This is a genomic window from Rossellomorea aquimaris TF-12 (assembly GCF_001648555.1).
GTDB classification, from domain to species: domain Bacteria; phylum Bacillota; class Bacilli; order Bacillales; family Bacillaceae_B; genus Rossellomorea; species Rossellomorea aquimaris.
This window is the reverse complement of sequence record NZ_LQXM01000027.1, coordinates 51,905-74,988: the sequence shown is the minus strand read 5'-3', so window position 1 is coordinate 74,988 and position 23,084 is coordinate 51,905. Positions and strand designations below refer to the sequence as shown.

Below are 23,084 nucleotides of genomic sequence, written 5' to 3'. Positions count from 1 at the left end.
TGACAAGGAGGAGAACATGATGGCAAAAAGGACAGCTTATTGCGGAGAAATTACAGAATCATTAATCGGTGAGAAAGTGACAATCAAAGGTTGGGTACAAAAAAGAAGAGATTTAGGTGGCTTAATATTCATCGATCTTCGTGACAGAGAAGGTATCGTTCAGGTTGTCTTCAATCCAGATTTATCAAAGGAAGCTCTCGGCCTTGCTGAGAAAATTCGAAACGAGTACGTGTTAAGTGTAACCGGAACCGTTGTAGTAAGGGGAGAAGGTACAGTTAATGCTAACTTAAAGACTGGTAAAGTGGAGATTCAAGCAGATCACGTACAAATTATCAATGAATCCAAAACTCCTCCATTTATGACTGACGATCAAATGGGAGTTTCAGAGGATATTCGTTTAAAGTATCGTTACATCGACCTTCGTCGTCAAGCAATGCAAGAAACATTAAAGATGCGTCATAACGTAACAACTTCTTTCCGTACTTTCTTAAATGAAAATGGTTTTCTAGATATAGAAACCCCGATTCTAACGAAGAGTACTCCTGAAGGGGCTCGTGACTACTTAGTGCCTAGTCGAGTTCACCCAAGTGAATTTTATGCATTGCCACAGTCGCCACAAATTTTTAAGCAATTGTTAATGGTTTCTGGGTTTGATCGATACTATCAAATTGCACGCTGCTTCCGTGATGAAGATCTTCGAGCAGATCGTCAACCAGAATTCACTCAAATTGATATGGAAATGAGCTTTATGGAAAAAGAGGAAATCATGTCTCTAGTGGAGGATATGATGAAAAAGCTTATGGTTGATGCGAAAGGGGTAAGTGTTCAAACGCCTTTCCCAACTATGACCTATGACGATGCAATGAATCGCTTTGGTTCAGATAAACCTGATACGCGCTTTGGAATGGAGCTTATTGATGTTTCTGAAATCGTGAAGGATTCAGGCTTTAAAGTATTTTCAGGAGCTGTCCAAAGTGGAGGACAGGTGAAATTAATCAACGTTAAAGGTGGAGCTTCTCAATATTCTCGTAAGGACATTGATGCCTTAACAGAATTCGTAGCTGTTTACGGAGCAAAAGGACTCGCTTGGCTTAAAGTAGAAGAGGAAGGTTTGAAGGGTCCCATTGCTAAATTTGTAACGGAAGAGGATGCCTCTCAAATTTCAACAACTGCTGATGCCGAAGCAGGAGATCTATTATTATTTGTAGCTGATAAAACATCAGTGGTAGCAGATGCATTAGGTGCGCTACGTCTTAAATTAGGAAAAGAATTAAAGCTAATTGACGAAAGCAAATTCAATTTCCTTTGGGTAACAGATTGGCCATTACTTGAATATGATGAAGGTGAAAATCGCTATTATGCAGCTCACCATCCGTTTACCATGCCAGTAAGAGAAGACCTTGAACTTTTTGAAACTGCTCCTGAAAAGGTTCGTGCTGAAGCCTATGATCTGGTTCTGAATGGTTATGAACTTGGAGGAGGATCTCTTCGTATCTATGAGCGCGATATTCAAGAAAAAATGTTCAATGTATTAGGGTTTTCGAAGGAAGAAGCTGAAGCACAATTTGGTTTCTTATTAGAAGCATTCGAATATGGTACTCCTCCACATGGTGGAATCGCACTGGGATTAGACCGTGTCGTAATGCTATTGGCAGGACGTACAAATCTTCGTGATACCATTGCATTCCCTAAAACAGCCAGTGCAAGTTGTTTACTTACAGAAGCGCCTGGTGGGGTAAGTGAAGGACAATTAAAAGAATTATCATTGTCACTTGATGTAGAATAATGTAAAAATATTCCGTAGGGCCCTTCGTTGAAATTCACAGGTCCTTATGGTATTATTTAAACAATAACAAACGAGTCCTGATGTGTACGACGTTTTACCTAACAGTTTTGACCGAACACTTATACCTTCGGGAGCTTGACGTTTCTGGTTTGCGTTCATGCCTCACGCTGAGGACTAACAAAGACTGGAACAGAGCACCCACCTGCCGAGAGCGGGTTCAAAACGAAGGAAATGTAGCGACGGCACAATTGGGACTCGACTAAGTGATTTACATGATGTATCCTTAAATTAATAGGAAGTCAGGCTTTTAAAAGCCTGGCTTTTTTGTGTTTTTGAAGGGATTAGGCTATCCCTCTACAATTATCCCCTCATAAATAATTAGACTAAACCTCAATTGAATGGGGTAAACGATAAACAGGACAGGATTTCATGTTGATTTTCCCACTGTAATCCTTTATTCTAATTCAGTATAAACCTAGTTGAATACTTATAATGGAGTTGATTATTTTGCTACACCAGTTTTCACGAAATGAACTAGCGATCGGAAAAGAAGGACTTCAAACCCTTAAAAATAGTACTGTAGCCGTTTTAGGTATTGGGGGAGTAGGCTCCTTTGCCGCTGAAGCTTTGGCTCGATCAGGTGTAGGCCGTCTTGTATTAGTGGATAAAGATGATGTGGATATTACCAATGTAAATCGTCAAGTCCATGCATTGCTCTCAACTGTTGGTCAACCAAAAGTTGATTTAATGAGAGATCGTATTAAGGATATTAATCCTGAATGTGAAGTCATTGCACTTAAGATGTTCTATACAGAAGAAACCTATGAAGAATTTTTTAATCAAGGCTTAGATTACGTCATTGATGCGTCTGATACCATTTCATATAAGATTCATTTGATGAAAGAATGCTTAAAACGAGAAATTCCACTAATCGCCAGCATGGGAGCAGCGAACAAAAATGATCCAACCCGCTTCCAAATTGCCGATATTAGTAAAACACACACTGACCCCATCGCAAAGGTGATTCGGACTCGTCTGAAAAAAGAAGGAATTAAAAAAGGTGTAACAGTCGTGTTCTCTGATGAAAGCCCAATCGTGATACGAGAAGAGATTCGAAAAGAAGTAGGAAAGGATGATGCGAAAATTAGAAAAGCGCAGCTTCCTCCGTCTTCAAATGCCTTTGTTCCATCAGTAGCAGGATTGATTGCAGCAAGTCACGTTATTAACGAGCTTTTAAAGGATATAGAAATTAAAAGAGTGAAGGATAAATAAATATGTAATTCACAGACTGACTCACCATCTGGTGAGTCAGTCTTTTTAATGGGATTACCTTTTCACTCCAGATTTTAACAATAAACCTCCTATTTTTTGTTAAAATTTCATTGACGAAATAAAATGTAATAGTGTACTATTTAACTAGAACACTAAAACACGTATAAGGAGTGAGTGTATGAATGCTTTCAAAGGCCTTCTTTGGAAGGACTATCAAACGTCGAAAATTTGGTTTGTAGGGTGGTTGGCCATTATTTTTCTAATTTATGTAATTGGAATAGTAATTGGTAACGTTGTGAACAATCCCAGTGTTGTCATTTTCTTTCTCATAATGATAGGCGTATTTCACATTGCCGTCCTTCCAACGATTGTTGTCTCAATGCTTAAATTAGAAGGAAATACACAATTATGGTTGCATACCCCACAAAATGGATTTACTCTAATCATTTCTAAAATAATGATAGCTTTCCTTTACTCAACACTTTCCTTATTCGTTGTGGATGGATTAGGAATGATCAGTTTGGCACTTTTCCCTGAAAATGGACTCTTTTCATATTGGCCATTTAAAGAGGGAGTTTCCTTTAATTTAGTTGTTACTACAGTAGCCCTTTACTTTTCTGTTTGGACCATCTTCTTTTGGACGCTTTATCATGCGTTAAATAAATATCCTTTAATAAAAAATATTAGATGGATGGTGATTATTGGATTTATCATTGTTTATCAAAGTATTATTTCATTTTTTATGAGTTTAAAATGGGTGCAAAAACTTTTCTTTGAACGCTTTACAATCAATGTGAATTCAGGTTTGTTTTTTACAATAGGGCCAGGAGAAGCGGAATTTGGAATGAATGCAGAAATTATTCCAATGCCCATGCTTCCTTTTATTTTTGAAGGCTTTGTCATGATCACCCTATTTATTATTTCGTGCTGGTTATTAGATCGTAAGGTTGAGGTGTAATAAATGACAGATGAATATTCAGCTTCCAAGCCCATATACCTACAAATTGCTGATCGAATTATTCGAGAAATTGTAAGGAAGGAACTAACTCCAGGAGGGAAATTACCTTCAGTAAGAGAGATGGCGGTTCAATCAGGAGTAAACCCAAATACCATTCAACGTACTTATAGCGAGTTAGAAAGGATGGGCGTTGTGGAAACAAAGAGAGGGCAGGGTACCTTTGTAACGGAAAAAGAAGATATTCTTATAGAACTGAATGCAAAAATACAACGAGAAGTAGTTGAAGACTTTATTCAAAACATGAAGGAACTTGGGTTAACTAAGAAAGAAATGATATCAAGTATAGAGAAGTATCATAGTGAACGAGAGGAGACAAAAAAATGGTGATACATTTTGAAAATGTTACAAAGAAGTACGGAAATGAAAAAGCTCTAAGTAACACTAGTTTCCTCTTTGAAAAAGGAAAAATTTATGGTTTGCTCGGTCCTAATGGTAGTGGGAAATCTACGACGCTAAAAATGATTGCAGGACTGGTACTACCTAACTCAGGAAATGTAACCATGAACAATGAAAGGATAACAAGAAAAATTGCCAGTAAGGTTTCTTACCTCACGGAGTTGGATATGTTTTATGAAGCATTTACTGTGGAAGGAATGATCCGCTTCTATGCTTCTCAGTTTATAGATTTTGACAGGGAGAGAGCGAAGGAACTAATTGCCTTTATGAAGCTTGATACTAGTAAGAAAATTAAGCATTTATCCAAAGGGAATCGCGGACGACTTAAGCTGGTGCTTGCTCTTTCGCGAAATACAGAAGTACTTCTATTGGATGAACCATTTTCCGGATTAGACCCTATGGTGAGGGATTCCATCGTAAGGGGCCTACTTTCTTATATTGATTTTGGAAATCAGACCGTAATTATTGCTACACATGAAATTGATGAAATTGAAGCTATTCTTGATGAGGCTTATATCATTCACGATGGGGAAATCAAGGGTCATTGCCGGGTGGAGGAGCTTAGAGAAGAAGAGGGATTATCTGTTTTGCAATGGTTAAAGAAAACAGCAATATAAAAAGGGGGAAAGCAAAGGATGAAACCAGTTGTTCAATTAGAGAATGTGTCAAAAACAATTAAAGGAAAGACGATTATTGATTCACTTTCATTTGATGTGTATGAAGGAGAAGTATTTGGTTTTTTAGGACCTAATGGTGCGGGGAAAACGACAACCATTCGTATGATTGTTGGCTTAATGAGTATTTCAAAAGGTGATGTGGTCATTGCTGGGAAAAGCATAAAGAAAGATTTTGCTGGTGCAATAAAAGAAGTCGGGGCGATTGTTGAAAATCCAGAGCTTTATAAATTTATGACAGGTCATCAAAATCTGAAGCACTTTGCTAGAATGCATAAAGGAGTTTCAGATGATCGAATAAAAGAAGTGGTTGAACTAGTTGGATTAACGGATCGAATTCATGACAAAGTTAAAACATATTCACTTGGAATGAGACAGCGATTAGGCTTAGCTCAATGCTTACTTCATAAGCCGAAGCTATTAATATTAGATGAACCAACCAATGGATTAGATCCTGCCGGAATTCGAGAAATCAGAGCGTATATCCGCAAACTGGCTAGAGAAGAAGGGATGTCTGTCATTGTTTCCAGCCATCTCTTATCTGAAATGGAAATGATGTGTGATCGAATTGGCATTATTCAAAAAGGGAGGCTTATAGACGTTCAAACTGTTCATGACTTTGTTCAAGGGTCTGAGCAGGTTTATCAGTTTGAGGTGGATAATGCAGTCCTTGTACATGAAGTATTCAATAAGTTTGACCCTACTTTGAAGTTTGATATTAAGGATTCACAAGTTCAAGTAGGATTAACGAAAGAGCAGGTTCCTCATATCATTAGGTTGTTAGTAGAAAATGGAGTGGAAATGTTCAGTGTCATGCCGATTGCAAAATCGTTAGAAGACCGATTCTTAGAAATTACGAATGATAAAGGAGAGTTCTTGCATGCTTAGTCTCATAAGAAATGAATGGGGAAAGATTTTTAAGCGGGTCGGCACATATGTCATGCTTGGAATATTAATCTTAGTAATTGGCATTACAGGGGCAGCCATTAAATACAATGACACGAAATCAGAAGCTGCTTCCAATTGGAAGCAAGAGCTTTCTGCACAAGTTGAAGGGGATAAACAAGCTCTATCCCAAAGCTCAGATACGAATCGAATAAATAAAGGAATGATAGAACAAAACATAGCCATTAATGAATACCGGATCGATAATAATATTGAACCGAACTGGAATACAACGGTTTGGACGTTTGTTGAGACCAATGGTTTTACCGTAACCCTGGTGGGGATGTTTGCGATTATTGTTGCAGCGAGCATTGTGGCTGGTGAGTTCTCATGGGGAACGATTAAATTACTTCTAATCCGCCCAATATCCAGAACGAAAATCTTAGTGTCTAAGTATATTACCGTTCTTTTATATGGTACTACGATGCTAGCTATATTATTTGTAGTATCCCTTCTGTTAGGACTGATCCTATTCGGTGGTGCAGACCAATCGATTCATTTAGCTTACGTAGATGGTAAAGTAGAGGAGCAAAACATAGTGGGTTATTTGATTAAAACCTACTTATTAAAAACAATTGATGTGGCAATGGTAGCGACAATGGCCTTTATGATTTCCACCGTATTTAGAAGCAGTTCTTTAGCCATAGGTATATCTCTTTTCTTATTATTTATGGGTGCCAATGTAACACAGCTTCTAGCAATTAAATTTGATTGGGCAAAATATAGTCTGTTTGCAAATACAGACTTAACACAATACACAGGCTTTACTCCAAAGATGGTAGAAGGCATGACCATGGGATTTTCCATCACAATGCTCATCATTTATTTTATTATCTTTCAATTACTTGCCTTCATCGTCTTTAACAAGAGAGACGTTGCTGCCTAGGGATTGGTTTATTTCCAAGTGTCGATTAGCGTCGGAAAATCGGTAGCTCGCAAATAAATTGTGAATTTCGCTTGATATAGTGAAAATATCGCAAATATATTCAGAATTTCGCTTGATATAGTGAAAATATCGCAAATATCTATTCCAAACAAAATGACGGGCACTTTAAAGTGCCCGTCATTTTATGTGTATAAATAAAAATCGGAAAAAACGAGTCTAGTCACTTGTTCCAAAAGGTAGGCGTCCTTCTTGGCATCCTCTTTACGAAGGGAGTTTAGAGCTTCTACCATCTCATTATGAGTAACGATTCCGATTCCATGACCGAAATACTGACCTTCTTCCAGGTAAACTGAATTTTCCCCCATCCAAATGGGATCTTCAAAATCGGGATTGTAGAAGTAATAAACATCTCCAGGGATGTAGTCCAGTCCTTCATAGGTAACCATACTAAGATCTGAATCAAAATGGTGGCCCCAAACAAGGAGTTGTGAGAAAAGTTCATTAAAATAATGAGTATTTATAGTATCAAGGATAGATTTGTAGTATATGAGGACGATAGAAGTGACACACTCAAAACTATATGCAGAGCTGTTCGTGAAGATATCTTCAATGGCTTCAGAAGGACGTTTTCCCTTATTAAGTAAGTATCCATTATTTTGTTTTGTCCAGAAAGTTGGATTAAAGTAGGAGTGTTCAAAGGAGGAAAACTTAGCATCACTATCATTTAGTAATCGGCTATTGGTTATGATTTTTTCTCGTAACCTTATTTCATAATAAAGCTCATCAAGGTTTCGATATTGATACTCAGTAGGACTATTCTCTAAAGCATTCAGAATCTTTTTTTCATTAGATGTTAGCTTTGTTGCATTTTTACTAAATGAACCATCGGAAATCGAAATCAATTCACTCACCTCCTGCATCTTATTTAATAGGTTAAACATTGTAATTTTATAAAAAGAAATCTGACAAAGTCTCTGACATCCAGCATGTGTAAGGTGGAGATGGAGATTGTTTTATATATGGTGAATTTTTCAATATAATTTAAAATAATGAACAGGGAGGAGAAATTAGATTATGAAAAAGAAAAAATTTGGAACCATACCATTAATGGAGCATCTTTGGTACCTGAAATGATTATTTTTCCGTTTAAAACAATTGGGAAATTATTGAGGTTTATTATAAATTTATGGAACTAGGATGCTTTCCTGTGGATGTTGGATAGGAGCGCTTATGAGGTCTCAGTACGAACGCCATTTGGAAAACGAGCATTCTGTAGCGGAATCAACTATGACTATCTTTTTTATTACTATATGTTGAAGATTTCAGAAATGGTATAAACACAATTGAAAAAGTGTTTTGCTCATCCTATTTACCAAGTTAAATGAACATAGTAAATGAATGAGCAAAACACTCACTTCATCTGTTTATTAATTTTCTCATACACTTGGGCAATGGCTTGTTCAAACTTCCCGGTAGATTTAGGAGTATAATACTGGGCATTCTTTAAGCGAACTGGTAAATACGTTTGTGGTACCCATCCTGATTCGTAATCATGAGGATATTTGTATTGAATACCCCTACCTAATTCTTTTGCTCCTTGATAATGAGCATCCTTTAGATGATCAGGAACCTCCCCACTTTTTCCTTTACGAATATCATCAAGTGCTTGATCAATGGCAGAAATGGCTGAGTTTGATTTAGGTGAAAGGCAAAGCTCTATAATCGCATTGGCTAAAGGGATCCTGGCTTCCGGGAATCCAATTTTCTCAGCTGTCTCTACAGCGGCTAATGTTCTAGGTCCAGCTTGAGGGTTGGCGAGGCCGATATCTTCATACGCAATCACCAATATTCTCCTGGCAATACTAGGAAGGTCCGAAGCTTCAACGAGTCTTCCTAAATAGTGAAGAGAAGCGTTGACATCACTTCCACGAATGGACTTTTGAAACGCACTTAACACATCATAATGGGCATCCCCATCTTTATCGTGGGAGAAGCTCTTCTTCTGTAAACATTCCTCTGCAATACTTACATCAATAGAGATGATGCCTTCTTCATTGGGAGAGGTTGATAACACAGCAAGCTCTAAAGCATTTAATGAACTTCTCACATCTCCAAAGCTGCTGCCTGCAAAATGTTCAATGGCTTCTTCTGTAACATGCAGAGAATATTCTCCGAGTCCACGTTCTTCATCATGAATTGCCCGATGTAATGCGATTTTCATTTCCTCAATGCTTAATGGCTTCAATTCGAAAATCTGACATCTACTTCTAATGGCAGGGTTAATGGCATGATATGGGTTACTTGTTGTAGCACCGATAAGGGTAATCATCCCATTCTCTAAATACGGCAGAAGGAAATCTTGTTTTCCTTTGTCTAATCGGTGTACTTCATCTAAAAGAAGAATCACTTTCCCAGACATTTTAGCCTCTTCAGCAACAATTTGGATATCTTTTTTGTTGTTTGTAACAGCATTTAATGTTTTGAATCTGTATTTTGTACTGCCGGCAATGGCACTTGCGATGGACGTTTTACCAATTCCAGGTGGTCCGTATAAAATCATAGAGGAAAGCTGTTTCGCTTTCACCATCCGGTCAATGATTTTTCCATCTCCTACTAAATGCTGTTGACCAATGATTTCTTCAATTGTTCGCGGTCTCATTTTAAAGGCAAGTGGTTTTATAGACATTGAATATCTCTCCAAACTGACGTTCTACTTACGTTTACTTTATCATAGGCACATCATTTAAGGAAATGTTGAGTCTGAATAAGACTAGGCGAAAAAGAGTCTAACCCTTTCACAGTGCATGGTTGGTTATGCTATAATGACAAAAGTCAATAATAAATAGAGGAATACTCGTAGATTAATGAACATTTAAAAAATTCGAGAAAAGATAATAGCTTAACTTACAAATATAAGAGGTGCTAGAAATGAAGATATCTACTAAGGGTCGATACGGTTTAACGATTATGATTGAATTAGCAAAGCGTCATGGTGAAGGGCCAACTTCTTTAAAGACAATTGCTCAACAGCACGAGCTTTCAGAGCATTACCTTGAACAATTGGTGGCACCTTTACGCAACGGCGGTTTAGTAAGAAGTATTCGAGGAGCTTATGGTGGTTATGTTCTAGGACATGAGCCTTCAGAAATAACAGCAGGGGATATCATTCGTATATTAGAAGGCCCTATAAGTCCTGTGGAAGGAATAGAGGACGAAGAGCCAGCAAAACGAGAGCTGTGGATTCGTATTCGTGACGCGGTAAAAGAAGTGCTTGATAATACAACAATAGAAGACCTGGCTAGTCATTCAGATGATGGGGAATCAGACGCTTATATGTTTTATATTTAGGAGGAAATTAGGAATGGAAAGAGTATACTTGGATCATGCTGCAACGTCTCCTATGAATCCTGAGGTAATTGAAGAAATGACCTCCGTAATGAAAGAGACCTTTGGTAATCCCTCGAGTATTCATTCATTCGGTCGTGAATCTCGACATATTGTTGATCATGCTCGAACGAAAATTGCACAAAGCATACATGCAGACTACAATGATATTATTTTTACAAGCGGTGGAACCGAAGCGGATAATTTAGCCATCATAGGGCTTGCAGAAGGAAATAAAGCTAAGGGTAAACATATCATTACATCTCAGGCTGAGCACCATGCTGTGCTTCACGCGTGTAAATATTTAGAATCTCAAGGCTTTGAAGTCACATACTTACCGGTAGATGAAACTGGACGCGTTTCAGTAAATGATGTAGAAAAGGCACTTCGAGAGGATACAATCTTAGTTACTATCATGTATGGAAACAATGAAGTGGGAACCATTCAGCCCATTCAGGAGATTGGTCAATTATTGAAACATCACACAGCATATTTTCATACGGATGCTGTTCAAGCATTTGGATTAATGAAGATAAATGTGAATGAGTTGGATGTAGACCTGTTATCTGTTTCAGGTCATAAAATTAATGGACCTAAAGGAATTGGGTTTCTCTATGTTCGTAAAAACGTTGAACTTCAACCGGGGATTTATGGTGGAGAGCAAGAAAGAAAAAGGCGTGCTGGAACAGAAAATGTAGCTGCCATTGCGGGATTGGGAAAAGCAGTTGAACTCGCTCAGGAATCTATGGAAGAGAAGAATTCTTCCTACAATGAGTTCAAACAAATTCTAAGAGAAAACTTAAGGGATTCTGGTATTCTTTTTGAAGAGAACGGTTCTCTTGAGTACGGCTTACCTCATGTGCTAAACTTAAGCTTTCCTGGCACTGATGTGGAGTCCTTGCTAGTGAATTTAGATATGTCAGGTATTGCTGTTTCAAGCGGTTCTGCTTGTACAGCTGGATCAATAGAGCCATCACATGTGTTAGTTGCCATGTATGGAAAACAGTCAGTGAAAATCAGAAATTCCATTCGTTTTAGCTTTGGTCAAGGGAATACAAAAGAACAAATTGTACAAACTGCTGAAGAAGTAGGGAAAATCGTCAAAAGATTAACTTCATAAGCCGGTTGTACGTAAAAGGAAAGAAGAAGGAGGTGGCGTAAGTGAAAAAAGAACCAAAAGATACGAGAGTAGTCGTCGGAATGTCTGGTGGAGTAGATTCATCTGTAGCAGCCTTGTTATTAAAAGAGCAAGGCTATGATGTCATCGGAATTTTCATGAAAAACTGGGATGATACAGATGAGAATGGTGTTTGTACTGCAACAGAAGATTATAACGATGTTATTCGAGTATGTAATCAAATTGGGATTCCTTATTACGCTGTGAATTTTGAAAAACAATATTGGGATAAAGTATTTACTTACTTCCTGGATGAATATAAGGCTGGGCGTACTCCAAACCCTGATGTTATGTGTAACAAAGAAATAAAATTTAAAGCATTTCTTGATCATGCACTAAAACTAGGAGCTGATTACTTAGCAACTGGACACTATGCACAAGTAGATTATCGCGACGGCGAATATAAAATGCTTCGAGGCATTGATAACAATAAGGATCAAACCTATTTCTTAAATCAATTAGGACAGGATCAACTTGAAAAAGTAATGTTTCCACTTGGTGGTATCGATAAGAAAGAAGTAAGAGAAATAGCTAAAAAAGCTGGTTTGGCAACAGCAACGAAAAAAGATAGTACAGGTATTTGCTTTATTGGAGAACGAAATTTCAAGGATTTCTTAAGCAACTATTTACCTGCTCAACCAGGAAATATGGAAACCCTTGATGGGAAAGTGATGGGAAAACATGATGGATTAATGTACTATACCATTGGTCAACGTCATGGTCTTGGAATAGGTGGAGCAGGTGAACCATGGTTTGCCATTGGAAAGGACCTTAAACGAAATGTTCTTTTTGTGGGACAAAGTTTTGAGCATCCCGCTCTTTATTCTGATTCTATTCTCGCAACAGATGTTCACTGGACATCAACGAAAGAGAAGACCTCTGAGTTTTCCTGCACGGCCAAATTCCGTTATCGTCAAGACGATAATGGAGTAACCGTTGTTCCTTTAGAAAATGGTCAAGTGAAAGTGATTTTTGACGAACCTATTAGAGCCGTCACCCCTGGTCAAGCTGTTGTATTTTACAATGGAGATGAGTGCCTGGGTGGAGGTACTATTGATACAATATACAAAAATGACGAAAAACTAACCTATGTAGGCTGATGAAACGGGCTGTGAAGAAGAGACATAAAACCTCCCTTCTCACAGTCCTTTTTTGATGATCCTCTCTTCTTATTTTTAGAATGCGTTATGATATACTAAGTACGAAAAGTTTGAAAGATTATATTGAATATATACATAAAAAATATAACATTATAGAGGTGTTTAAAATGGATAAAAATTTAAAAGGTATTGAGTTATTACAAGAAGGCAAAGTGGAGGAAGCAGTTAAGCTATTCACTGAAGCTATTGAAGAAAAGCCGAAAGATCCGGTAGGGTATATTAACTTCGGGAATGTGCTGATGTCCGTTGGGGACAATGAAAAGGCAAAGAAATTTTTTGATCGTGCCATTACGGTGGATGAAAATGCCGCAGCAGCCTATTATTCGTTAGGGAATGTCTATTTTAATGAAAACAACTTTGATGAAGCAAAGAATCAATTTGAAAAAGCGGTTTCTAAAGGAATGGAAAATCCAGATGTCTATTTCATGCTAGGAGTAAGTCTTTTTCAATTGGAGCAACCAAAGCTTGCACTCCCTTATCTTCAAAGAAGCGTTGAATTAAATCCCGAAGATGTTGAGGCTCGTTTCCAATTAGGTCTTTGTTTAGCAAAGGTAGAAGCGTATGAAGAAGCCATCAAATACTTGTCAGAAGTAGTGGAAGCAGATCCTGCCCATGCAGATGCATATTATAACTTAGGAGTTGCTTATGCAGGGTATAAGGATGATGCAGATACTGCTCTTGCTTATTTTAATAAAGCTGTGGAAGTCCAGCCTGATCACATGCTAGCCGGTTACGGGATTAAGATGATTGAAAAGCTTAAAAATGAAAAGAGTGAATAGTTAGGGGGTTCACTGATTTGAGCCAGCAAGACTCTTTAAAGCTATTTGGAGATGAAGAAATATATATTAAGGGTAGACTTCTAGTGACGATTTTTCATAACGAAGAAAATCTTTATACGGTTGTCCGAATTCGAGTAGACGAAACAAACGATTCGTATGAAGACAAAGAAGCAGTTGTGACGGGGCACTTTCCTAAGATTCATGAAGAAGAATCGTATGTGTTTTATGGTCGATTTCAGGATCACCCTAAATTTGGCATGCAGTTTCATGCTAAGCATTTTAAAAAGGAAATCCCACAAACAACTCAAGGAGTCGTTCATTACTTATCAAGCGACTTATTTAAAGGGATTGGAAGAAAAACCGCTGAGAAAATTGTTGAGCATATTGGTGAAAATGCCATCACCAAAATACTAGAAAATCCAAATCTTTTAGACGAAATACCTAAGCTTCCTGGGGATAAGGCTAAAAATATATATGATACACTGACGGAACATCAAGGCTTAGAACGAGTCATGATTGTCTTAAATGATTTAGGGTTTGGACCGCAAATTTCTATGAAAGTTTACCAAGCTTATAAAGAACAAACCCTCGAAATTATTCAAAACAATCCATATAAATTGGTTGAAGATATTGATGGAATAGGGTTTACTCGAGCTGATGAATTGGGATCTAAAATTGGGATTACCGGTAGCCATCCAGATAGAATTAAGGCAGGCTGTTTGTATATATTAGAGCAAACCTGTGTAAAACAAGGGCATGTATATCTGGAGGCAGAAGATTTAATTGTTTCAGTAAAAGAATTATTAGAGAAAAGTCAGCCCACTCAGATTGATTTCACGGAAATTTCCAGTCAGTTAGTAACTCTGGAGGAAGAAAGTAAGGTTATTGGAGAGGGAAGTAAAGTGTATGTTCCTTCACTTTACTTCTCAGAAAAAGGAATTGTGACGAACATTGAGAGGATTTTATCTCAAACCGAATATAAAGATCAGTTTCCTCAATCAGAGTTTCTCCTTTCACTGGGAGCATTAGAAGAAAGGTTAGGAGTGCATTATGCACCTTCACAGAAAGAAGCCATTGAAACGGCCTTAATGTCCCCGATGCTCTTATTGACTGGGGGTCCTGGTACTGGGAAAACCACGGTTATCAAAGGAATTGTTGAACTTTTTGCAGATTTACATGGTTGCTCTCTCGACCCAAAGGAGTATAAAGATGAACCATTTCCTGTGTTACTAACAGCTCCCACAGGAAGAGCAGCAAAACGAATGACTGAATCAACAGGACTACCTGCTATGACCATTCACCGTCTCTTGGGCTGGAATGGCCAGGAAGGCTTTCAAAGTGACGAAGAAAGGTCCATTGAAGGAAAATTATTAATCGTGGATGAAGTTTCCATGGTTGATACGTGGCTGGCTCATCAATTATTAAAAGCTTTGCCTGAACATATCCAAGTCATCTTTGTTGGGGATGAAGATCAGTTACCTTCAGTGGGACCAGGGCAGGTATTGAAAGACTTATTAAGGTCTGAGGTTGTACCTACAGTCAGACTGACGGATATATATAGGCAGGAGGAAGGCTCCTCCATTATTGAATTAGCCCATAGCATGAAAAAGGGTCTGGTTCCAGCGGACTTAACGAAGCAGCAAAAGGATCGATCTTTTTTTCCTTGTCGAACGAATCAAATATCTGAAGTTGTAGAGAAGATCGTAGTAAATGCAAAGAAAAAGGGGTATACACCTAAAGATATTCAAGTTCTAGCCCCTATGTATCGTGGTCCGGCTGGTATTGATAAGCTAAATGAATTGCTTCAAGAAATCTTTAATAGGAATGATGGTACACGTAAAGAAATTGGGTTTGGAGACATAAAATATCGAATTGGTGACAAGGTTCTTCAACTTGTAAATCAACCTGAAAACAATGTCTTTAACGGTGATATTGGTGAAGTCGTTTCAATTTTTTATGCGAAAGAAAATACAGAGAAACAAGATATGGTCATTGTGTCCTATGAGGGGACTGAGGTGACGTATACACGTCAAGATCTTAATCAAATCACCCATGCCTATTGCTGCTCTATTCATAAATCACAAGGCAGTGAATTCCCGATTGTAATATTACCTGTTGTAAAAAGTTATTATCGAATGTTGAGACGAAATCTTCTCTACACAGCAATTACGAGAAGTAAACAATTTCTCATTCTCTGTGGAGAGCTGGATGCCTTTAAATTAGGTGTTGAGAGAGAGGAAGATTTTCTCAGAAAGACAACTCTAAGTGAAAAATTGGGAAATGTCATTGATTCGGAAATGGAGAGAGTGGAAACTCATGAAACAAACCTTCCCATTGAGGAAATCCTCATGAATGAAGACCCAATGATTGGAATGGAAGGTATAACTCCTTATGAATTCATGAAATAACAATGCATAGTACGTTCTATCCTAAAGATCAATGGATTCTTTGGAAAAGGTTACTCCTTATGAAATCAAGAAAATAACCCACACTATATAAGAACGATGAAATTCAAATAATCATTTCATTGTTCGGTGCTTCTTTTCTCTTAAGACAAGTATAATATTTACTCTGTTTGGACAGGATGGTAAGGAATAATCACCAATTGTTAATGGTGTAATTGAGGTGATCCTTACTGATGAAATGCCCAAATTGCCAGAGTAAAGATATAGGGAAAATAGGCATCAACCAATATTATTGTTGGGGTTGCTTTATTGAACTTTCTCTTACTAAAGGAGTCATTCATACTCATCAGGTAGAAGAGGATGGATCGTTAAGTTCTTTAGATGACTTGTTTGATGAGGAAGAGCGCCGATTAAGCTAGAAAGAGGTGTCTTTCTTGAACAGAACATTTGCATCGATAGTTGGTTTTGGAGCGGGAATTGCAGCATCTATCTATTCTCAAAGATCGAATATGATGAATCAAAGACAGATGAAAAGAATACGAAAGCAAATGAAGAAACTTTTTTAACGAAAAAGAAAGGCTGACTCGAATTTCGAGTCAGCCTTTCTTTTATTCATTATCAAGATGAATAATAATATCCCCTCTCATCAAACAATATAAAAGAGAGGAGGATGACATGGTGGAAACTCGACAGTATGCAAAATGGCTATACAGACTTTCAATTGCACTGGTAATCGCCATTTTTATTTATTTACTTTTTTTATTGAAACCTGTGTGGCATCCCGTCTTAGAAGTAATGTTTCTCTCATTAGTGCCTTTTCTAATTGGGGGATTTATCGCGTACTTATTGCATCCATTAGTCGAGAAGCTTCATGAGGCAGGGATTCATAGGGCAGTAGCCATCCTCCTAATATATATTCTTTTCTTTGGAGGCTTAGGGTACGCTGTTTATAAAGGAACACCTATTATCCTTCATCAACTAAAGGATCTATCTGAAAATGCTCCTCAGTTTACCTCTCAATATCAAAGGTGGCTCCAATATGTCCAAAGTCAAACCTCCACCTGGCCAGATGGTATTCAATCCCAATTAGAGGAGAGAATAGATGGTATGGAGGCATGGTTAACTGGTTTAGTAGCCCTGGTACTTGCAGCTGTGATGAAATTTATGAATAGTCTTCTAATCGTTGCCATTGTACCCTTTGTATCCTTTTATTTGTTAAAAGATATTCAAAAGGTGAAAAAATTCTTTTGGGGAGTAACTCCATCAAAATGGAGGAAAAGTGCTCTTCTCTTTTCAAGAGACGTCGATGAATCATTAGGAGGATATATTAGGGGACAGCTTCTGGTTTGTATTATTATTGGTAGCGTTTCAGCAATAACATTATGGTTTTTAGATATGAAATATCCACTAATTTTGGGTCTTATCATTGGAGTGACAAATGTGATTCCTTATTTCGGTCCCATAATTGGTGCAATCCCCACTGCCATTGTGGCAAGTACAATGTCTTTGAATATGGTGATATATGTTGTGGTTTTAGTTATTATATTACAATTCCTTGAAGGAAATATCCTATCGCCTTTAATTGTTGGGAAAAGCCTGCATATGCATCCTCTCTTTATTATGGCTGCCTTAATTATTGGTGGAGAGGTTGGAGGAGTTATGGGTCTTATTTTAGCCGTTCCGGTCCTGGCCATTGTAAAGGTAGGTATACTTCATGGTAAAACTCATTTTATAAATACAGTAAGTGAAGAGAATCTTTCAGAAAAGAGCCATGAGCATTGACAAATAGAATGAAAATTTCTATAATCCAACATATACAAGTAAACTTAAATAGTTAAATGCAATGACGGAACCAGTACGTTATAGTCCATCTTTAAGAGAAGAATTTCCTTAGGCTGAGAGAAATTCTAGGTGAAGGATAACAGAAAGCTAATCCAGAGTGCAGGTAAAGCCTGCCGTATAACCGCGTTAAGGTGTTTTGAGGGATGGACAATTATAGTAGTACACTATAGTTTAGAGAATCGTAAACGATTCTACTAATTGTTCATAACCAGGGTGGTACCGCGAGCTAGCTCTCGTCCCTGTTTTTAGGGATGAGGGCTTTTTTCTATTCTTTTTTAACATGTACATAAATACAAGGAGGAAGTTTCACATGAAAACATTAACAGGTGCAGAAATTCGTCAGAAGTTTTTAGATTTTTTTCAGGAAAAAGGTCATAGTGTTGAACCAAGTGCATCCTTAGTTCCCCACGAAGATCCTTCTTTACTGTGGATCAATAGTGGAGTAGCTACATTAAAAAAATATTTTGATGGACGAGTCATTCCTCAAAATCCAAGAATTGTGAACGCTCAAAAATCAATTCGTACAAATGATATTGAAAATGTAGGAATCACAGCTCGACACCACACTTTCTTTGAAATGTTGGGAAATTTCTCTATCGGAGAATATTTTAAGGTGGAAGCAATTGAGTGGGCATGGGAGTTCTTAACCGATAAAAATTGGATAGGATTTGATCCAGAAAAGCTTTCTGTGACGATTCATCCAGAGGACCATGAAGCCTTTGACATTTGGAACAAAAAGGTTGGAGTACCTGCTGAAAGAATCATCCGTATTGAAGGTAATTTTTGGGATATAGGAGAAGGTCCAAGTGGTCCAAATACAGAGATTTTCTATGATCGTGGTCCAGAATACGGGGAAAACCAAGAAGATCCTGAATTATACCCAGGCGGTGAAAATGATCGTTATCTAGAGGTTTGGAACCTTGTGTTCTCCCAATTTAACCATAATCCTGATCATACGTATACTCCACTTCCAAAGAAAAACATAGACACAGGTATGGGCCTTGAAAGAATGGCATGTGTTGTACAAGGAGTCCCTACGAATTTTGATACAGATTTATTTATGCCAATCATCTCTGCTACAGAAAAATTATCCGAAAAAAAATACGGTGAAAATGATGAAGACAACGTTGCTTTTAAGGTGATTGCAGATCATATTCGTACCGTCTCTTTTGCAATTGGAGATGGGGCACTTCCTTCGAATGAAGGAAGAGGATATGTTTTAAGACGTTTATTACGTAGAGCAGTAAGGTTCGCAAAGCAAATTGAAATTAACCGTCCGTTTATGTACGAACTTGTTCCAGTGGTAGCAGATGTTATGGTCGACTTCTACCCTGAAGTAAAGGAGAAAATAGACTTCATTCAAAAGGTTGTAAAAAATGAGGAAGATCGTTTCCACGAAACCTTAAATGAAGGGTTAGCCATTCTTTCGTCCATTATAAAAAAACAGAAATCTGCTGGAAATCAAACGATTCCGGGGGAAGATGTATTCCGTTTGTATGATACATACGGGTTCCCTGTTGAGTTAACAGAAGAATATGCTGAAGAAGAAGGTTTAACCGTTGACCATGATGGTTTTGAAAAAGAAATGGAAGCTCAACGTAATCGAGCACGTTCAGCTCGTCAAGATGTAGGAAGTATGCAGGTTCAAGGTGGAGTTCTAAGTGATATCGTAGTGGAAAGTACGTTTGTGGGGTATGATTTATTAGAGACCGAAGCTACGGTGCTAGAATTACTGGTGAATAACGAACGTCAACCAAAAGCGGAAAAGGGACAGGAATGTCAATTTATATTAGATCAGACACCTTTTTATGCGGAAAGTGGCGGACAAATCGGAGATAAAGGGTATGTAGAATCAAACGGGGTAAAGGTTTTTGTCACATCGGTAAAGAAAGCACCTAATGGACAAAATCTTCACTCAGGTATAGTGGAAGAAGGTGTACTGGAAACCGAACAAAAAGTTGTAGCGAACGTTTCCAGGGAATCAAGAAAGAAAGTGGAGAAAAACCATACTTCAACACATTTACTGCATCAAGCCTTGAAGGATGTACTTGGAGATCATGTCAATCAAGCAGGATCCTTAGTAGAGCCTGACCGTCTACGATTTGATTTTTCCCACTTCGGTTCAGTTTCTCAAGACGAGCTTGATAAGATTGAGAGTATTGTAAATGATAAAGTATGGAAAGCTATTTCAGTAAATACTTCACTGAAATCTTTAACAGAAGCAAAAGAAATGGGAGCGATGGCTCTATTTGGTGAAAAATATGGGGATGAGGTTCGTGTTGTTTCAATTGGCGACTATAGCCTGGAGCTTTGTGGAGGTTGCCATGTATCAAATACATCAGAAATTGGTTTATTTAAGATCATTTCTGAAAGTGGAATAGGTGCAGGAACAAGAAGAATCGAAGCAGTTTCTGGAGAAAATGCTTATGAACGATTAAACGATCAGGTCACGCAATTAAAAGAAATTGCCTTAAAATTAAAAACAAATCCTAAAGAAGTTGTTAATAAAGTGGATACTTTATTGACAGAGATGAAAGAGCTTCAGCGAGAAAATGAATCATTAGCAGCAAAATTGTCTAACATAGAAGCAGGAAGTCTAACAGATCAAGTGAAGGTCATTGACGGAGTAAATGTATTATCTGCCAAAGTTGGAGCAGGAGACAGTAATGGGTTGCGGACGATGATGGATGATTTAAAACAAAAATTAGGTTCTGGAGTCATTGTTCTTGGAACTGCTGAAGATGGTAAAGTTAGTATCATTGCAGGAGTTACGAAGGATTTAGTCGAAAAAGGTTATCATGCCGGAAAACTTGTGAAGGAAGTTGCTTCACGCTGTGGAGGAGGCGGTGGTGGCCGTCCAGATATGGCTCAAGCAGGTGGGAAAGACCCTGAAAAATTAGAAGAAGCTCTTCAATTTGTAGAAGAATGGATCAAATCCGTTTAACTCCATGTCAAAGTGGTGTACAATGTAGGTAACGATTAACAATTCGGTTGTCAAAGAGACAAGCCTAAAGAGAGGTGCTAATAATGAGTTCTTTTGACAAAACGATGCGGTTTGATTTTTCAGAGGAGCCGTTTGAACATGATGTGAGGGAAGTTCTCCTTCAAGTTCATGATGCTCTTCAAGAAAAAGGATATAATCCTATTAATCAAATCGTTGGGTATTTATTATCTGGAGATCCTGCTTACATTCCAAGACATCAAGATGCCAGAAATATCATTCGTCGTTTAGAGCGTGATGAAATCATCGAAGAATTAGTCAAATCGTATTTGAAACAGCATAAAGAGGGATAATACATGCGGGTAATGGGTTTAGACGTTGGCTCTAAAACAGTAGGAGTCGCAATTAGTGATGCACTTGGCTGGACAGCTCAGGGTATTGAAACCATTAAGATTGATGAAGAGCAAGGAGAGTTTCGAATCGATCGCTTAAAGGAACTTGCCGATGAATATGAAGTGGATACGATTATTGTTGGATTACCTAAAAATATGAACAATACAATTGGTCCACGTGGAGAGGCTTCAAAAGCTTATGGTGAATTAGCTCAGAAAGAGTTATCTATTCCTGTGAAGTATTGGGATGAACGACTTAGTACAATGGCAGCTGAAAGAGTCCTGTTAGAAGCCGACGTAAGTAGAAAGAAACGTAAAAAAGTAATCGATAAAATGGCTGCAATGATGATTCTGCAAGGATATCTTGACAGTCAAAAATAATGAGGTGAATGTTCATGGAACACGGAGAAAAACAAATTACAGTAGTTGACGAACAAGGAAATGAGCAATTATGCGAAGTACTTTTCACATTTGAATCAGATAAATTTAACAAATCGTATGTTCTTTACTATCCATTAGGAGCAGATGAAAACGACGAAGAAGAAATTGAAATTCATGCATCTGCATTCGTTGCTGGTGATCAAGGTGAAGAAGGCGAATTAAAGCCAATCGAAACAGAAGAAGAATGGGAAATGATCGAAGAAATGTTAAACACTTTCTTAGATGAGGAAGAAGCTGAATAAACAGGGTTCTTCGTTTCTTAAAAATAACAGGGATCGGCAGAAAGGATAAAAAATTTATCCTTTTTGCTGGTCCCTGTTTTACTTTGTGCAAAATATTGTATAATAGTGAAGATGATGTCGAAATGTGCACAAAGGATATCCCACTTTTTTGCTCGAAAGGGGGAAGTGAAGTCATGGTAGAAAAAAAGAATTTTAAAGAAACATTGATGAATAAGCTTTTAGAACGACAAGAAGAAGCTAAAGTGATTAGGAAAATTGTTGGACTGGTTATTTTATGCTTAGTCATTGTTATTGGTGGAACTGCTATTGGTGGGTATTTATATGTTAGTTCAGCGCTTAAACCCGTTGATCCAGAAAATAGTAAACCAGTAAAAGTCGAAATACCAATAGGTTCTGGAGTAACTTCTATTGGAAATATTTTAGAAGAAAATGGAATTGTCAAAAATTCAACCATCTTTAAATATTATGTTAAATTTAACAATGAATCCGGTTTCCAAGCAGGTTCTTATGACTTAACACCTGCTATGACCTTAAACGAAATTGTTAATAGTTTAAAAACAGGAAAAGTAATGAGAAAAGCGGAGTTTAAAATTACCATTCCTGAGGGACTTCAATTAGATCAGATAGCAGATATCATTGCGAAGAAGTCTCCATATAGTAAAGATGAAATCCTGACAAAATTAAGCGATAAGAAATGGATCGAGCAATTAAAGAAGGCATATCCAAGTTTGATTACCGACGAAATATTAAAAGAAGGAATTATAAGACCACTAGAAGGATATCTGTATCCAGCTACGTATTCATATTATGAAAAAGAACCTTCATTAGAGGCTATTCTAACAAAAATGATCTCTCAAACTGATGAGGTACTCGCCCAATATGAAGGCTCAATGGATGAACTGAAGTATTCCCCTCATAGTCTTTTAACATTAGCATCTCTTATTGAAGAAGAGGCAACGGAGAAAGCGGATAGAGGAAAAATTTCAAGCGTCTTTTACAATCGGTTAGAAGAAGGCATGCCTCTTCAAACGGATCCAACAATATTGTATGCACTAGGTGAACATAAAGACCGTACTGTATACAAGGACTTAGAAATAGATTCTCCGTATAATACGTATAAAGTGAAGGGACTTCCTCCAGGACCAATTGCAAATGCTGGTCTATCTTCCATTGAGGCAGCACTCGTACCAGATGAAACCAACTATTACTACTTCCTGGCTTCAGCTAATGGATCAGTTTATTATTCTGAAACGTTAGAAGAACATAATGAGAAAAAAGCGAAGTACATTACCAATCAAGAATAAAGAATTTCCACAGGGATTTTTCAATATTATGTGATATTGG

At 37.6% G+C, this 23,084-nt stretch carries 22 protein-coding genes and 1 other RNA gene; 21 read left to right on the top strand and 2 right to left on the bottom strand.

Features of this window, described 5'->3' with window-relative positions:
- Positions 1-19 precede the first annotated feature (19 nt).
- The 8 genes from aspS to IQI_RS09775 all read left to right on the top strand — a co-directional run bounded on the left by aspS (position 20) and on the right by IQI_RS09775 (position 6,977).
- Positions 20-1,786 (top strand): aspartate--tRNA ligase, encoded by a 1,767-nt coding sequence (aspS, locus tag IQI_RS09810; protein ID WP_064092467.1) that lies wholly within the window; start codon positions 20-22, stop codon positions 1,784-1,786.
- A gap of 71 nt (positions 1,787-1,857) precedes the next feature.
- Positions 1,858-2,045: non-coding RNA, 6S RNA (ssrS, locus tag IQI_RS09805), on the top strand.
- Between the two features lie 248 nt (positions 2,046-2,293).
- Positions 2,294-3,058 carry a tRNA threonylcarbamoyladenosine dehydratase gene (locus IQI_RS09800; protein WP_064092466.1) on the top strand — a complete coding sequence of 255 codons (765 nt, stop codon included), beginning with the start codon at positions 2,294-2,296 and terminating at the stop codon, positions 3,056-3,058.
- Between the two features lie 178 nt (positions 3,059-3,236).
- Positions 3,237-4,016 carry a hypothetical protein gene (locus IQI_RS09795; RefSeq protein ID WP_064092465.1) on the top strand — a complete coding sequence of 260 codons (780 nt, stop codon included), beginning with the start codon at positions 3,237-3,239 and terminating at the stop codon, positions 4,014-4,016.
- Positions 4,017-4,019: 3 nt separating this feature from the next.
- Entirely contained in the window at positions 4,020-4,403 is a 384-nt protein-coding gene (locus IQI_RS09790) for a GntR family transcriptional regulator (protein WP_064092464.1), read from the top strand.
- Complete coding sequence (locus IQI_RS09785; RefSeq protein ID WP_064092463.1) at positions 4,397-5,089, top strand: ABC transporter ATP-binding protein; 693 nt, start codon at positions 4,397-4,399, stop codon at positions 5,087-5,089. Before IQI_RS09790 ends, IQI_RS09785 begins: the two co-directional genes overlap by 7 nt.
- A gap of 18 nt (positions 5,090-5,107) precedes the next feature.
- On the top strand, positions 5,108-6,034 hold the full coding sequence (locus tag IQI_RS09780; RefSeq protein ID WP_064092462.1) for an ABC transporter ATP-binding protein: 927 nt from the start codon (positions 5,108-5,110) through the stop codon (positions 6,032-6,034).
- Positions 6,027-6,977: an ABC transporter permease gene (locus IQI_RS09775; RefSeq protein WP_064092461.1), complete on the top strand. Its 951-nt coding sequence runs from the start codon at positions 6,027-6,029 to the stop codon at positions 6,975-6,977. The genes IQI_RS09780 and IQI_RS09775 overlap by 8 nt, the downstream gene beginning before the upstream one ends.
- 182 nt (positions 6,978-7,159) lie before the next feature.
- Here IQI_RS09775 and IQI_RS09770 read toward each other — a convergent pair whose 3' ends face one another.
- Both IQI_RS09770 and IQI_RS09765 read right to left on the bottom strand, forming a co-directional pair.
- A complete protein-coding gene (locus IQI_RS09770; protein ID WP_156509871.1) occupies positions 7,160-7,879 on the bottom strand; it encodes a protein-glutamine gamma-glutamyltransferase in 720 nt (239 codons plus the stop codon).
- 509 nt (positions 7,880-8,388) lie between these two features.
- The gene (locus IQI_RS09765) at positions 8,389-9,663 is read right to left on the bottom strand and encodes a replication-associated recombination protein A (RefSeq protein WP_064092460.1); all 1,275 of its coding nucleotides are present in this window, start codon (positions 9,661-9,663) and stop codon (positions 8,389-8,391) included.
- A 242-nt stretch (positions 9,664-9,905) separates the two neighbouring features.
- Between IQI_RS09765 and cymR the strand changes: the two genes are divergently transcribed.
- From cymR to mltG, 13 genes are all read left to right on the top strand, one after another.
- Complete coding sequence (gene cymR / locus IQI_RS09760; protein WP_044339554.1) at positions 9,906-10,325, top strand: cysteine metabolism transcriptional regulator CymR; 420 nt, start codon at positions 9,906-9,908, stop codon at positions 10,323-10,325.
- A 13-nt stretch (positions 10,326-10,338) separates the two neighbouring features.
- Positions 10,339-11,481: a cysteine desulfurase family protein gene (locus tag IQI_RS09755; RefSeq protein WP_064092459.1), complete on the top strand. Its 1,143-nt coding sequence runs from the start codon at positions 10,339-10,341 to the stop codon at positions 11,479-11,481.
- Between the two features lie 41 nt (positions 11,482-11,522).
- Positions 11,523-12,638 (top strand): tRNA 2-thiouridine(34) synthase MnmA, encoded by a 1,116-nt coding sequence (gene mnmA / locus IQI_RS09750; protein WP_064092458.1) that lies wholly within the window; start codon positions 11,523-11,525, stop codon positions 12,636-12,638.
- 167 nt (positions 12,639-12,805) lie between these two features.
- A complete protein-coding gene (locus tag IQI_RS09745; RefSeq protein WP_064092457.1) occupies positions 12,806-13,477 on the top strand; it encodes a tetratricopeptide repeat protein in 672 nt (223 codons plus the stop codon).
- A gap of 17 nt (positions 13,478-13,494) precedes the next feature.
- Positions 13,495-15,885, top strand: a complete 2,391-nt coding sequence (gene recD2 / locus IQI_RS09740; RefSeq protein WP_064092456.1) for an SF1B family DNA helicase RecD2 — start codon at positions 13,495-13,497, stop codon at positions 15,883-15,885.
- A 227-nt stretch (positions 15,886-16,112) separates the two neighbouring features.
- Entirely contained in the window at positions 16,113-16,301 is a 189-nt protein-coding gene (locus IQI_RS09735; RefSeq protein ID WP_064092455.1) for a hypothetical protein, read from the top strand.
- Positions 16,302-16,316: 15 nt separating this feature from the next.
- Entirely contained in the window at positions 16,317-16,448 is a 132-nt protein-coding gene (locus tag IQI_RS20285; RefSeq protein WP_082892655.1) for a YrzQ family protein, read from the top strand.
- Positions 16,449-16,557: 109 nt separating this feature from the next.
- A complete protein-coding gene (locus IQI_RS09730; RefSeq protein ID WP_064092454.1) occupies positions 16,558-17,664 on the top strand; it encodes an AI-2E family transporter in 1,107 nt (368 codons plus the stop codon).
- A 370-nt stretch (positions 17,665-18,034) separates the two neighbouring features.
- Positions 18,035-20,668 carry an alanine--tRNA ligase gene (gene alaS / locus IQI_RS09725; RefSeq protein WP_064092453.1) on the top strand — a complete coding sequence of 878 codons (2,634 nt, stop codon included), beginning with the start codon at positions 18,035-18,037 and terminating at the stop codon, positions 20,666-20,668.
- Between the two features lie 83 nt (positions 20,669-20,751).
- Positions 20,752-21,018 (top strand): IreB family regulatory phosphoprotein, encoded by a 267-nt coding sequence (locus tag IQI_RS09720; RefSeq protein WP_064092452.1) that lies wholly within the window; start codon positions 20,752-20,754, stop codon positions 21,016-21,018.
- Between the two features lie 3 nt (positions 21,019-21,021).
- On the top strand, positions 21,022-21,438 hold the full coding sequence (ruvX, locus tag IQI_RS09715; protein ID WP_064092451.1) for a Holliday junction resolvase RuvX: 417 nt from the start codon (positions 21,022-21,024) through the stop codon (positions 21,436-21,438).
- 14 nt (positions 21,439-21,452) lie between these two features.
- A complete protein-coding gene (locus IQI_RS09710) occupies positions 21,453-21,740 on the top strand; it encodes a DUF1292 domain-containing protein (RefSeq protein WP_064092450.1) in 288 nt (95 codons plus the stop codon).
- Positions 21,741-21,913: 173 nt separating this feature from the next.
- Positions 21,914-23,044 (top strand): endolytic transglycosylase MltG, encoded by a 1,131-nt coding sequence (gene mltG / locus IQI_RS09705; RefSeq protein WP_064092449.1) that lies wholly within the window; start codon positions 21,914-21,916, stop codon positions 23,042-23,044.
- The last annotated feature ends 40 nt before the right edge of the window (positions 23,045-23,084 follow it).